The organism is Kribbella sp. CA-247076, from assembly GCF_050942445.1.
Taxonomy (GTDB): Bacteria; Actinomycetota; Actinomycetes; order Propionibacteriales; family Kribbellaceae; genus Kribbella.
In genome coordinates this window covers 4,394,099-4,406,574 of sequence record NZ_CP192051.1, presented here as the reverse complement: position 1 = coordinate 4,406,574, position 12,476 = coordinate 4,394,099, and the positions used below count along the sequence as shown (strand labels likewise).

Sequence of the window (12,476 nt, the reverse complement as noted above, 5' to 3'; positions counted from 1 at the left end):
CTTGGTCGACGTCGAACGGTCGCCCGAGGTACCCAGCCCACCCGCGTGGATGCATGCCCGCGCGACTTACCTTCGCAGCCGGCGTTTCACCCACGGGACAAGGGCCGCCGTGGCGATCAGCGTGAGGCTGACGGCGGCGGCGTACCGGTCGATCAGCAGGACGACGTCGACCGCCTGTTGGCCGAGGTGGTACCCGAGACCGGCGACGAGGGCGGTCATCGCGAGCGTGCCGACGAGGTCGAGGAGGAGGAAGGTGGTCAGGCGCATCCCGGCCCAGCCGGCCATCGCGTAGACGACGGCGGTCGGGACACCGGGGAGTACGGCGAGAACGACGGCGACCCGGATGATCCAGGGATTCAGCTCGGTGGCCCGGGCGGCGAACCGCTGGGTGCGCTCGCTGGTGGTGAACATCCGGACGATGCCGCCGCCCCACTGCCGCCCGGTCCACCACGTCAGCCAGTCGAACTTGGTCATCCCGGTCGCGCCGGCGAGCACGACCAGCGACAGTTGGGCTTCACCGATCCGGGCGTACGCCGCCGCGGCGCCGATCGCGGTCAGGTCGCCGGTCAGGAACGCCAGCAGCACCGGATGGGACGCGATCAGGAACGGCTTGACCGGCCGGAGCGCCACGCCGAACGCGACCACCAGCAGGATCGCGCCCATCAATGCCAGGTCGACGCGGGTGGCGCGCCCCTGCCAGGGGACGTACCGCCGCCAGCGGTGCGGGCGTGCCTGCTCGTCGCCGGGCTCCGACACCGGGACCTCCATCGTCGTCATACTCCGAGGATGGAGAGGCGCCCGCTCAATCGGCACGTGCAGTTGTCATGACTCAGGCATGCGCTTCCGGCCGGAGGAATGTGAGCCGATGAGCCCGCATCCCGGCACCCGGTCCGCGATCAGTCCCCGACTGGTCGTGCTCGGCGCGCTGCTCGCCAGCTACGCGTGGGCGCTGGTGTTCCCGCTCCGGCTGGCCCGACCGCCGTCGCCGCTGTCCACGACGGCGTACGTCGTCGGTCTCGCGCTCTTCGCCGTCGCACTGACGCTCGTACTGCGCTCAGCAGTAAGCCCCAAGCAATCCGTCCGGAGCCGCCGCCTCCTCGTCGGTGTGCTCGGCGTGGTGACGGTCGGTCTGTGGCTGCCGGCGTACGCGTGGGCCGAGGCCGGCCAGGAGCCGTGGGCGTGGATGGCCGGCTTCGCGGTCGGCGCGGGCGTGCTCGCCGACCGCCTGGCCGGGATGGCGACCGCCGTCGTTCTGGTCGCCGGCGCGGTCGCCGGAGCTCTGGCCTTCGACGGATCCGTGGTCGCGAACCTTGGCATCGTCGTCGGTACGGCGGTCGTCGTCTGGCTGACGGGGTTGGTGCTGGTGTGGCTGCTCGGGCTGGTCTGGGCGGCCGAGGCGGGACGGCAGGCCGAGGCCGGGTTGGTGCTCGCCCAGGAGCGACTGCGGGTCAGTCGCGAGCTGCACGACGTACTCGGGCACCGGCTCGGGATCATCGCGCTGAAGGCTGAGTTGGCGGCCGAGCTGGCCGCGGAGGATCCGGCGCGGTCGGCGGCGGAGAGCAACGAGATCCGAGCGCTCGCGGCGTCCACGCTGGCCGAGGCCCGGTCGGCCGTGCACGGTGAGACCGTCGCCGACCTGGCCACCCAGCTCGCGTCCGCGGAGCTGGTGCTCGGCTCGGCCGGGATCAGGACCGACGTCGCTGTGGAGGTCGAGCGGGTGCCGCTCGATCGATCGCGGCTGCTGGCGGCGGTGGTGCGTGAGGCGGTCAGCAACATCCTCAAGCACAGCGACGCCCGGACGGTGTCGATCCGGTTCGAGACCGCCGGGCCGTGCGCCACACTGGTGATCGTGAACGACGGCCTCCGGACCAGCGCTTCGGTGGAGCCCGGCACCGGGTTGGCGTCGCTGGCTGCGCGCTGCGCGGACGCGGGCGCACGGTTGGTCGCGGGTCGGGCCGGCGCGGAGTACGAGGTCCGGGTGGAGCTGACTCCGAGGTGAGGCAGGCGTGACGATCCGGGTGCTGCTCGCCGAGGACGAAGAGCTGATCCGCGCGGCGCTGACCGAGTTGCTGAAGCGCGAGCCCGACCTCGAAGTGGTCGCGACGGCCGCGGACGGGCGGCAGGCCATCGACCTGGCCCTCGCTCACCGTCCCGACGTCGCGGTGATCGACCTGCAGCTTCCTGACCTCGACGGCATCACCGTGATCACCGAGCTCGGCCGGCAGCTGGCCGACTGCGCGGGCGTGATCCTCACCGGCCACGGCCGACCGCACCTCCTGCGGCGCGCGCTCACCTCCGGTGCCCGCGGTTTCCTCGCCAAGGGAGCACCGGCGACCGCGCTGGCCGACGTCGTCCGGCGGGTCCACGCGGGCCAGCGCTACGTCGACCCGGTCCTCGCCGCCGACGCGCTCACCGAGCCGCCGTCACCGCTGACGCCGCGCGAGGCCGAGGTCCTGGCGGCCGCGGGCGAGGACCGGCCGATCCGCGAGATCGCCCGCCGGCTCGTGCTGTCCCAGGGCACGGTCCGCAACTACCTGGCGGCCATCACCCAGAAGCTGCGGGCGGACTCCCGCGCCGAGGCTTACCGGATCGCCCGGCACAACGGCTGGATCTGACCACTTCACAACCTTTGCCGGCCGCTGTGCATCAAGGCCAGTAGAGGGGAAGCACGTCGCCGCGGGGTGTGGTGACGGTGGGGGAAGGACACAGTCATGCGATTACGAAGGACGGCCGCCGTGGCCGTCGCGATCGCCGTACTGCTGGCGGGGGCGCAAGCGGCACAAGGTGTGCAAGCGGCACCAGGAGACAGTCAGGCACCGACGGCAGAGCCGGGCATCCAGATCGTGCCCGCGCCGGAGGGCCCGGACGACGCACAGTTCGTGCCCGGCGGCAGCAACGTCGTTCCCGCGACGACGGCGCCGGCCACCGACATCGGGACGGAGAAGGTGCAGACCCTGGCGGCACCGTTCTACGCGTGTCCGGGGTTCAGCGGGATCGAGCGGACCAACCCGCTGGCGAACCTGTACCGCGACACGTTCGCCTGGGGACCGTACGCGCCGGCCAGGGTCGGCAACGGCGGCGGCAACATCAACTGGCTGGCGAACCCGTACAAGAACGCCAGTTGGTACATGTGGTTCCACTCGCTGCGCTGGCTCGGTCAGGGCATCGTCGCGGCCGGCCAGGGTGACCTGACCGCGCTGACGCGGGTGAACACAATCGCCTGGGACTGGTACCGGGACAACCCGTACTCGTGGAAGGGCAACGTGGGTGCCTGGGAGTCCACCATGCACCGGACCAACGTCCTCATCTGTCTGCGGCAGGCGATCCTGTCCGGGCTCAAGGTCACCACCGTGCCGACCCGGTACGCGTGGGTCGATGCGGCACTGCTGAGTCACGCACGGTTCCTGACGTACAACTGGAGCGGCGCCTGGAACCACGGCACCGACGAGAGCATCGCGCTGTTCGGTGTCGGCTGCACGCTGAACCGCACCGACTACAAGAACCTGGCGGTCCAGCGGTTCGGCGCCGGCATCACCACCTCGATCGACGCGCAGGGCTCGACCAACGAACAGTCGACCGGGTACGCCGCGTTCAACTACTCGCTCTGGGGCCGGGCGATCGCGGTGATGCAGAACTGTGGTGTCTCGCCCGGTACGACGATCTCGACCCGCCGTGCGCTGCTGGCCAAGTGGCTGGCGCTGGCGACGAACTCGATGGGCAAGCTGCACCAACTCGGTGACACCGAGCTCCAGTCGACGTACCCGTGGGTGGGCACGCCGATGGAGTACGCGGGCTCGCTGGGGACGAAGGGTACGACGCCGCCGTGGCGGGTCGGCGTGTACTCGGCCGGTTACGTGTTCGGCCGGACCGGGTGGGGGACCGACCCGGCGCGGAAGTTCGCGGGCGAGTCGACGTACAGCATCCGGTACGGGCCGGCCCGGGCGTTCCACGGGCACAGCGACCACACCAGCATCACGTACACGTCCCGCGGGCGGGACATCGTGATCGACGGCGGCTATGCGGCGTACTCGGCGGGCGTCTGGCGGACCTGGACGATGAGCCCGTCGGCGCACAGCGTGATGACGACGCCGTTGTCGAAGGACGTGAACCCGGCGACGCGGCTGACGGCGTACTCGGTGAAGACGAACGCGGAGTCGTACACGTTCACCGACGCGCCGGGCAGTGGGATCAGCCGGGTGCGGTCGGTGCTGGTGCTGAAGGATCCGGACCTGATCGTCACCTGGGACCGGGCGTCGGCGCGTACCGCGCAGGCGTTCCAGACGCTGTGGCACCTGCCGCCGGACCAGCGGGCGACCGTGTACTCGCGGACGACCGCGGTGGCGATGGCGCCGGGGGATGCGACCAAGACGATCGTGTTCCAGTTGCCGTTCAAGCAGGCGCTGCCGGCCGGCGCGACGCTGCTCAAGCAGGCGCAGACCAACCCGATCCAGGGCTGGCACTACCCGAGCAGCTACGTCCGCAGGTCGGCGCCGACGATCATGCTCGCCCGGTCCGGCACGACGGCGTCGATCCTGTCGTTCGTGGTCCCGGTGCGGTCGAGTGGCTCGGTCACGTACCGGGTCCGGCAGTCGGGGTCGACGTTCATCATCAGCCTGAACGTCGGTGGCAAGGCCGCGACGGTGGCGATCTCGGGTGGCGGTTCGCTGTACCGCGGCTGACCGGCGCCAGAATCTTGACAGAGTTAAGTAAAGGAGCAAATATCCTATCCGATCCGGGTTCTCGGATTCTTGCCGGGGACCCGGACGGGTGGGGCCTCGGCTGACACATCGTCAGAGAGGTCACCGCTCATGACCAGATCCCTACCGACCTTGGTCCGACGAGGCCCACGAAGAGGTTTCGTCGTGGGCCTCGCCCTCGCCGGGTTGCTCTCGGCCGGACTCGCGGCCACGTCGTCCGCCGCACCGGGCCCGACCGGCCCATCGGCACCGGCCGCCGCGCCGGCCCCGACTGCCGAGCCCGCCGTCGCGACGGTCGCGGCCGGGGGACCGGCGGGGGAGCAGGCGCTCAAGCCCTACATGGGCTGGAGCAGCTACAGCATGCAGGTCTACGCCCCGCCGGGAAACCAGTGGATCACGGCGGCTCAGCTCAAGGCCCAGTCGGACGCCATGCACGCGAAGCTCCAGCCGTACGGCTACGAGTACATCAACATCGACGCCGGCTGGAACGGCGACATCGACGACTACGGCCGGCCGGTACCGAGCACGACCCTGTACCCGGACGGTCTGCAGGACGTGATCGACCACATCCACGGCAACGGCCAGAAGGTCGGGCTCTACGGCATCCCGGGGATCGGCCAGACGCTGATCGACGCCAACCTGCCGGTGTACGGCGCGCCGGAGTGCCGGACCGGTGACCTGCCGGTGCGGCCGCTGCAGAAGGCGGACTACTGGGGCCTCGGCTTCAAGATCGACTTCTCCAAGCCGTGCGCGCAGAAGTACATCGACTCGATCGCCGACCTGTACGCCGCGTGGGGCGTCAACTTCCTCAAGTTCGACAGCGTGACACCGGGCTCGGGGATCAGCGACCTGTCGCTCGACGCCCGCGACGACGTCAAGGCCTGGTCGCAGGCGCTGGCCCGGCACGGCATCTGGCTCGAGCTGTCCTGGGCGCTCGACATCAACTACGCCGACTACTGGAAGCAGTACGCGAACGGCTGGCGGATCGACTGGGACGTCGAGTGCTACTGCCCCGGCCAGGCGCTGACCACGTGGCAGAACATCGCGCGCCTGTTCCCGAAGCTGGCCGACTGGTGGCGGCACGCCGGCCCCGGTGGCTGGAACGACCTCGACTCGCTGAACGTCGGGAACGGCCAGATGGACGGTCTGACCCGCGACGAACGCCGTACGGCGGCGACGTTGTGGGCCGTGTCCGCGGCGCCGCTGTACATCGGGAACGACATGACCAAGCTCGACGCATACGGGCTGGAACTGCTGACGAACCGCGAGGTGATCGCGGTCAACCAGGCCGGGCGTCCCGCCCAGCCGGTGTCGACCAGGACCAACCGGCAGGTGTGGTTCTCGTTGAACCCCGACAGCTCGTACACCGTTGCCTTGTTCAACCTCGGCCAGACCGACGCGGACATGACCGTCAACTGGTCGGACCTCGGGCTGACCGGAGCCGCGCAGGTGCGCGATCTGTGGGACCGCAAGAACTTCGGTCGGTTCGCGACCGGCTTCACCGCGAAGGACGTGCCGATCCACGGCGTCCGGCTGCTCAAGGTCACCCCGCAGAAGAACTCCGCGATCACCGTCAACGACGACGACCTGCGGGTCGGGTACGACGGTGACTGGCAGCGCAACGGCAACCGCGAGGTGCCCGCGGTCTCGGAGCCGCTGACCGTCACGGTGACCGACTCCGCCTCGGCCAAGGCTCGTTCGACCGATGCCGGCGTACGGACGATCGAGGTCAACAACAACGACTCGCAGATCGTCTACACGGGCTCGTGGAGTCAGAGCACGGGGCGCGGGCTCGGCGACTACCAGGACGACGTGCAGTACACCGAGGCCAACGGCGACTCCTTCTCGTACACCTTCGTCGGGACCGGCGTGGACTACGTGACCGAGAAGCACAACTCGCAGGGTGACGTCGACATCTACGTCGACGGCCAGTTCAAGCAGACCGTGAGCACCTATCAGGAGGAGGGCCGCGGTGCCCAGCAGGTGGTCTACAGCATCTCGGACCTGCCGAACGGCACGCACACGATCCGTGGCGTGAAGAAGTCCGGCCAGTTCATGCTGCTGGACAAACTCAACGTCCGTCAGGAGAGCCTGCTGAACCCGGACACCGCGACGTTCGACAAGAACGCCCCGGCCGACGTGAGCGTCCAGATCGGCCGCGATCCGGGCGAACTGCTGGCTGTCTCCAAGGCCGGCACGGACCTGGTCAAGGGCACCGACTACACCGTCGACGGCGGCGTGGTCACGGTGAAGAAGGAGTATCTCGCGGCCCAGCCGACCGGCACCACGAAGCTGGACTTCCGGTTCCGCGGCGACTACCGCGACGACATCCACGCCACCACCGCCAACGGTGACGCGGTCACGTTCACCTTCACCGGCAACAGCGTCCAGTGGATCACCGCCCTCGCCCCCGACCAGGGCGAAGCCGACATCTACCTCGACGGCAAACTGATCCGCCGCGTCAACCTCCACAACGACACCCGGGTAACGGCCCGCGAGGTCTTCACCACCACCCTGAAGAACGGCCCCCACACCCTCCGAATCGTCAAAACCTCCGGCGACCTCCTCCGCCACGACACCATCCGCTACACGATCGCCAAGTAGCTCCCACGGCGCGACGACCCGGGCCGACCGTCCAAGAACTGTTTGACGGTCGGCCCGGGTTCCGGCATGATACTGCCCAAGAGTTGTTGGGGAGTGGGATGGCTGTGGACGAGGTCAGGGAGTTGCGGGCGACGGCTCATCCGGTGCGGTTGCGGATGTTGTCGTTGCTGACCGGGTCGGCGATGAGTGCGGCCGAGGTGGCGCGGGAGCTGGGGCTGACGCATGCGAACGCGTCGTACCATCTGCGGATCCTGTTCGAGTCGGGCACGATCGTGGAGGCGGGGGAGGAGCGGATCCGGGGCGGGGTGGCGAAACGCTACCGGTATCCGCACGAGCTGCGGGGACAGCGCCGGACGCGGTCGACGACAGACAGCCGGATCGCCGAGGTGCGGGCGCTCGCGCGTGATCTGGAACGGCGGATCGCCCAGCGGAAGGCCGGCACGCCGAACCACTTCAGCGATCTCGAGGGCTGGGTGACGCCGGAGGTGTGGGAGCGGGTGCGCGAGCTGCTGACCGAGGCGTCGCACCTGGTGCACGACCACAACCAGCCGCCGCGGACGCCGGGGACCGTGCACGTCAGCGCGACCTCCTGGACGTTCCAGCTGACCCGGAACGCGCGGTCGTGAGCGGCGCGCTCGCTCCGCTGCGTGAGCGGAACTTCCGCTACTACTGGCTGTCGCGGCTGATCGACCAGGCGGGTACGACGATGGCCGGCGTCGCGCTGTCCTTCGCCGTACTCCACGTCAGCGACTCGGCGACCGCGTTGGGCACGGTGCTGGCGGCGTACAGCATTCCGATGGTGGTGTTCCTGCTGGCCGGCGGGGTGCTGGCCGACCGGTTCGGGCGGACGCTGATGATCCAGGCGACCAACGTGCTGTCCGGTCTCAGCCAACTGGCGACGGCCGCGCTGGTGATCACCGGGACCGCCGAGGTCTGGCACCTGGCGGCGCTCGCCGCGATCAACGGCACGGCGACCGCGGCGGGTATGCCGGCGCTCGCCGGCGTCCTGCCCCAGTTGGTCCCACGCGACCAACTGAAGGCGGCGAACCTGGTGCTCGCGGTGCCCGAGAACGCGCTGATGGTGCTCGGCCCGGCCGTGAGCGGCGTGCTCGTGGCCGTCGTCGGCCCGGGCTGGGCGCTGGCCGTGGACGGCGCGACGTACCTGCTCGCGATGCTCGTGCTGACCGGGGTCCGCCTTCCGCGACCGGTCGAGGGGCAACGGCGCAAGGGCGCGATCGCGGACCTGCGCGAGGGGTGGACGTACTTCCGGTCCACGACCTGGCTGTGGGTGGTCGTCGCCTCGTTCTCCCTGCTCAACGCGATCGGCAGCGGCGGGTTCAACACCCTCGGCCCGGTGCTCGCCACCCAGACCGACATCGGCGAGGCCGGCTGGGGCCTGATCCGTTCGGCGCAGGCGGTGGGCTTCCTGATGTGCTCGCTGGCCCTGATCCGGATCTCGTTCCGCCGGCCGCTGCTGTGGGGGATGGGCGCGGTCGCGCTGAACGGCATCCCCATGCTGGTGCTCGGCATCGAGCCCATCCTCCTGGTCGGGATGGTCGGGGCCTTCCTGGCCGGCGTCGGCAGCCAGGTCTTCGGGCTCGGCTGGGACCTGGCCATGCAGGAGCACGTGCCGGACGAGATGCTGTCGCGCGCGTACTCCTACGACATGCTCGGCTCGTTCGTCGCGATCCCGATCGGTCAGTTGCTGTTCGGTCCGCTCGGCCTCGTGTTCGGCGTCCAGAAGGTCATGGTCGTCGCCGGCGTGGTGTACGTCGTGATCGCCCTGGTGACCCTGGTGTCGCGGTCGGTGCGCGACCTCCCGCGCGCGACCACGGTCGAGCTCCCGGCTACCGGGAGCGGACCAGGCTGACGCTCTCGCGGGCGATCTGCCACTCCTCGTTCGTGGGTACGACGAGCACCGCGACATCGCCGTCGTCGGGGGAGATGTGGCGTGCCTTCTTGGACTTCTCGGCGTTGCGGTCCTCGTCGACGGAGATCCCGAGCCGCTGCAGTCCGCTCAGCGCGGCCGCCCGGACCTCGGCCGAGTTCTCGCCGACGCCGGCGGTGAACACGACGGCGTCCACGGTCCCGAGGACGGCGTAGTACGCACCGACGTACTTGCGGATGCGGTGACAGTAGACGTCGAACGCCAGCGCGGCCCGCTCGTCGCCGTCGGCGCGCATCCGGGAGACCTCGCGGAAGTCGTTCTCGCCGGTCAGTCCCTTGAGCCCGGACGACTTGTTGAGCGCCTCGTCGATGTCGTCCATCGACAGGTCCAGCTCCCGCATCAGGTACGCCGGGATCGCCGGGTCCACGTCCCCCGAACGGGTGCCCATCACCAGCCCCTCGAGCGGCGTGAGCCCCATCGATGTCTCCACCGACTCGCCGCCCCGGACCGCGGACGCCGAACAGCCGTTGCCCAGGTGCAGGACGATGGCGTTGACGTCGGCCGGGTCGCGTCCGAGCAGCCGGGCCGCCTCCTGGGAGACGAACGCGTGCGACGTCCCGTGGAAGCCGTACCGCCGGATCCCGTGCTCCTCCGACCACGACGACGGTACGGCGTACGTGTAGGCGTGCGGTGGAAGCGTCTGGTGGAAAGCGGTGTCGAAGACCGCGACCTGAGGGAGGTCGGGGAAGAGCCGGCGGGCGACCCGGATGCCCTCGAGGTTGGCCGGGTTGTGCAGCGGCGCGAGCGGCACCAGGTCGGTGACCGCGGCGACGAGGTCGTCGTCGATCAGCGCCGGTGCGCCGAAGGTCGCCCCGCCGTGGACGACGCGGTGACCGACGGCGGCGAGCTCGACGTCGTCCAGTGACGGCCCGTGCGCCTCGAACGCCTCGATCGCCGCGCGCAGTGCGTCCTCGTGCGTCGGGACCTTCGCCGATGTCTCGGTCTCGCCGTCCGGGCCGCGATGGACGTGGCGGCCCTGGCTCTCGCCGATTCGCTCGACCAGACCGGAGCCGGTCGCCTCGCCGGTGCCGGCGTCGACCAGGCTGTACTTCAGCGACGACGAACCGGCGTTGACGACCAGGACATGATCCATGGCCTCATCGGCTGCCCGGCCGGAGTCACGGTCGGTCATCGGTGCCTGCCTTCGGGGTCTGCTGGGCCTGGACGGCGGAGATCGCGACCGTGTTGACGATGTCCCGGACGGTCGCTCCGCGGGACAGGTCGTTGACCGGTTTGCGGAGGCCCTGCAGGACCGGGCCGACCGCGACCGCGTTGGCCGACCGCTGGACCGCCTTGTACGTGTTGTTGCCGGTGTTCAGGTCGGGGAAGATGAACACGGTCGCCCGGCCGGCGACGGGGGAGCCCGGCAGCTTCGTCCGGGCCACGGCCTCGTCGATGGCGGCGTCGTACTGGATCGGGCCCTCGACCGGCAGCTCGGGTGCGCGATCGCGGATGATGGCTGTTGCCTTGGACACCTTTTCCACGTCGGTCCCGGAGCCGGACGTGCCGGTCGAGTACGAGAGCATGGCGACGCGTGGTTCCACGCCGAAGGCGACCGCGGTCTCGGCCGAGGAGATCGCGATGTCCGCGAGCTGCTCGGCGGTCGGGTCGGGGTTGACCGCGCAGTCGCCGTACACGAGCACCTGGTTCTGCAGGCACATGAAGAACACCGACGAGACGACCGACACCCCAGGGACGGTCTTGACGGCCTCGAGAGCCGGCCGGATGGTGTGGGCGGTGGTGTGGACCGCACCGGACACCATGCCGTCGGCCAGGCCGAGCTGGACCATCATCGTGCCGAAGTACGAGACGTCGCGGACCAGCTCGCGGGCCCGGTCCAGGTCGACGCCACGGTGCTGCCGGAGCCGGTGCAGCTCGGCCGCCAGCTCCTCGGCGAGGTCGTCGTGCTCAGGGTCGAGGACCGTGGCCGCGGCGACGTCGACGCCGAGCGTGGCGGCCTTCGCGCTGATCGCGACCGGGCTCCCGAGCAGGGTCAGGTCGGCCACCCCGCGGCGCAGGAGGACGTCGGCGGCGCGCAGGATCCGTTCCTCGTCGCCCTCCGGCAGGACGATGTGCTTGCGTTCGGCAACTGCCTGGTCGATCAGCTGGTGCTCGAACATCAACGGGGTCACCGCGCTGCTGCGGGCGACGGCCAGCTGGTCGAGCAGCGCCGTACCGTCCACGTGCTGGTCGAACAGCGTGAGCGCCGCGTCGACCTTGCGTGGCGACTCCTTGGTGAGCCGCCCGCGGACGGCGGTCAGCGCGGTCGAGGTCGACTGGGTGTCGAGGGTGGTCTCGAGGATCGGCAGGGTGACGCCGAGCCCGTCGATCAGTCGCTGGACCTGGGGCGGGAGGGTGAACCCGCCGTTCAGGATCACCGTCGAGATCCGCGGGAAGTTGAGGGAGGCGTGCGCCATCAGGACGCCGAGGACGACCTCCGGCCGGTCGGCCGCGGTCACCACCGCGGCGCCGTCGAACACCCGGTCGAGCACGTTCGGCATGGTCATCCCGGCGATCACGAGACCGGTGACCTCGCGGGACAGCAACGCCGGGTCCCCGCTCAGCAGCCGGGCGTCGATCGGGGCCAACAGGTCGGTCACCGTGGGCTGACTCAGCAGCGGTTCTTCCGGCAGGGCGAACGCCGGTCCACCGGTGCCGGCGAGGGCCGCGACCGCGTCGGGGATCCGTTCCGGGTCGACGCGATTCGCGACCAGCGCCGCGAGCGAGCCGTGGTTCGCCCGCAGCTCTCCGACCGCGAGGTCCGCGATCGCCCGGAGGTCCCGCGGGCTGCGCCGGAACCCGTTGAGCACGAGCAGGACCGGCGTGCCGAGGTTGGCGGCGATCTTCGCGTTGAACGAGAACTCGGTCGGCGTGCCGACGTCGGTGTAGTCGCTGCCGACGACCACGACGGCGTCGGACCGGTCGGCGACGGCGTGGTAGCGCTGCACGATCAGGTCCAGCGCGGCGTCGGGGTCGGCGTGCACTTCGTCGTACGTGACGCCGACACTGTCGTCGTACTCGAGGTCGACCGCGTCGTGCGCGATCAGCAGGTCGAGGACGTAGTCGCGCCCGCCGTGCAGGGCGGTGTCCGGCCGGACGATCGGCCGGAACACGCCGACCCGCTCGACCCGGCGCGACAGTTGCTGGAGTAGGCCGAGCGCGACCGTGGACTTCCCGGTGGAACCCTCTACCGAGGCGACGTAGACACTGCTCCCCATGCCTGCACC

At 70.2% G+C, this 12,476-nt stretch carries 9 protein-coding genes; 6 read left to right on the top strand and 3 right to left on the bottom strand.

Features of this window, described 5'->3' with window-relative positions; translation table 11 throughout:
- Positions 1 to 66: 66 nt before the first annotated feature.
- Positions 67 to 777, bottom strand: a complete 711-nt coding sequence (locus ACQPYZ_RS20855; protein ID WP_433158447.1) for a DedA family protein — start codon at positions 775 to 777, stop codon at positions 67 to 69.
- 88 nt (positions 778 to 865) lie between these two features.
- Between ACQPYZ_RS20855 and ACQPYZ_RS20850 the strand changes: the two genes are divergently transcribed.
- The 6 genes from ACQPYZ_RS20850 (at position 866) to ACQPYZ_RS20825 (ending at position 9,171) form a co-directional block, all read left to right on the top strand.
- The gene (locus ACQPYZ_RS20850) at positions 866 to 1,999 is read left to right on the top strand and encodes a sensor histidine kinase (RefSeq protein ID WP_433158445.1); all 1,134 of its coding nucleotides are present in this window, start codon (positions 866 to 868) and stop codon (positions 1,997 to 1,999) included.
- A gap of 7 nt (positions 2,000 to 2,006) precedes the next feature.
- Positions 2,007 to 2,615, top strand: a complete 609-nt coding sequence (locus tag ACQPYZ_RS20845; protein WP_433158442.1) for a response regulator — start codon at positions 2,007 to 2,009, stop codon at positions 2,613 to 2,615.
- Between the two features lie 96 nt (positions 2,616 to 2,711).
- A complete protein-coding gene (locus ACQPYZ_RS20840; RefSeq protein ID WP_433158439.1) occupies positions 2,712 to 4,679 on the top strand; it encodes a heparinase II/III domain-containing protein in 1,968 nt (655 codons plus the stop codon).
- A 183-nt stretch (positions 4,680 to 4,862) separates the two neighbouring features.
- The gene (locus ACQPYZ_RS20835) at positions 4,863 to 7,301 is read left to right on the top strand and encodes a X2-like carbohydrate binding domain-containing protein (protein WP_433158437.1); all 2,439 of its coding nucleotides are present in this window, start codon (positions 4,863 to 4,865) and stop codon (positions 7,299 to 7,301) included.
- Between the two features lie 104 nt (positions 7,302 to 7,405).
- A complete protein-coding gene (locus ACQPYZ_RS20830) occupies positions 7,406 to 7,927 on the top strand; it encodes an ArsR/SmtB family transcription factor (RefSeq protein ID WP_433158434.1) in 522 nt (173 codons plus the stop codon).
- Entirely contained in the window at positions 7,924 to 9,171 is a 1,248-nt protein-coding gene (locus ACQPYZ_RS20825) for an MFS transporter (RefSeq protein WP_433158432.1), read from the top strand. The genes ACQPYZ_RS20830 and ACQPYZ_RS20825 overlap by 4 nt, the downstream gene beginning before the upstream one ends.
- On the opposite strand, the gene ACQPYZ_RS20820 is transcribed toward ACQPYZ_RS20825, so the two are convergent.
- Both ACQPYZ_RS20820 and pta read right to left on the bottom strand, forming a co-directional pair.
- Positions 9,149 to 10,381, bottom strand: coding sequence for an acetate/propionate family kinase (locus ACQPYZ_RS20820; RefSeq protein ID WP_433158430.1), 1,233 nt, complete (start codon positions 10,379 to 10,381; stop codon positions 9,149 to 9,151). The two genes, ACQPYZ_RS20825 and ACQPYZ_RS20820, sit on opposite strands and share 23 nt — an antisense overlap.
- Complete coding sequence (gene pta, locus ACQPYZ_RS20815) at positions 10,368 to 12,467, bottom strand: phosphate acetyltransferase (RefSeq protein WP_433158428.1); 2,100 nt, start codon at positions 12,465 to 12,467, stop codon at positions 10,368 to 10,370. The genes ACQPYZ_RS20820 and pta overlap by 14 nt, the downstream gene beginning before the upstream one ends.
- Positions 12,468 to 12,476 lie beyond the last annotated feature (9 nt).

Coding starts and splice junctions, on each gene's coding strand:
- ACQPYZ_RS20855 (WP_433158447.1), bottom strand. CDS start 777: ATGACGACGATGGAGGTCCCGGTGTCGGAGCCCGGCGACGAGCAGGCA.
- ACQPYZ_RS20820 (WP_433158430.1), bottom strand. CDS start 10,381: ATGACCGACCGTGACTCCGGCCGGGCAGCCGATGAGGCCATGGATCAT.
- ACQPYZ_RS20850 (WP_433158445.1), top strand. CDS start 866: ATGAGCCCGCATCCCGGCACCCGGTCCGCGATCAGTCCCCGACTGGTC.
- ACQPYZ_RS20840 (WP_433158439.1), top strand. CDS start 2,712: ATGCGATTACGAAGGACGGCCGCCGTGGCCGTCGCGATCGCCGTACTG.
- pta (WP_433158428.1), bottom strand. CDS start 12,467: ATGGGGAGCAGTGTCTACGTCGCCTCGGTAGAGGGTTCCACCGGGAAG.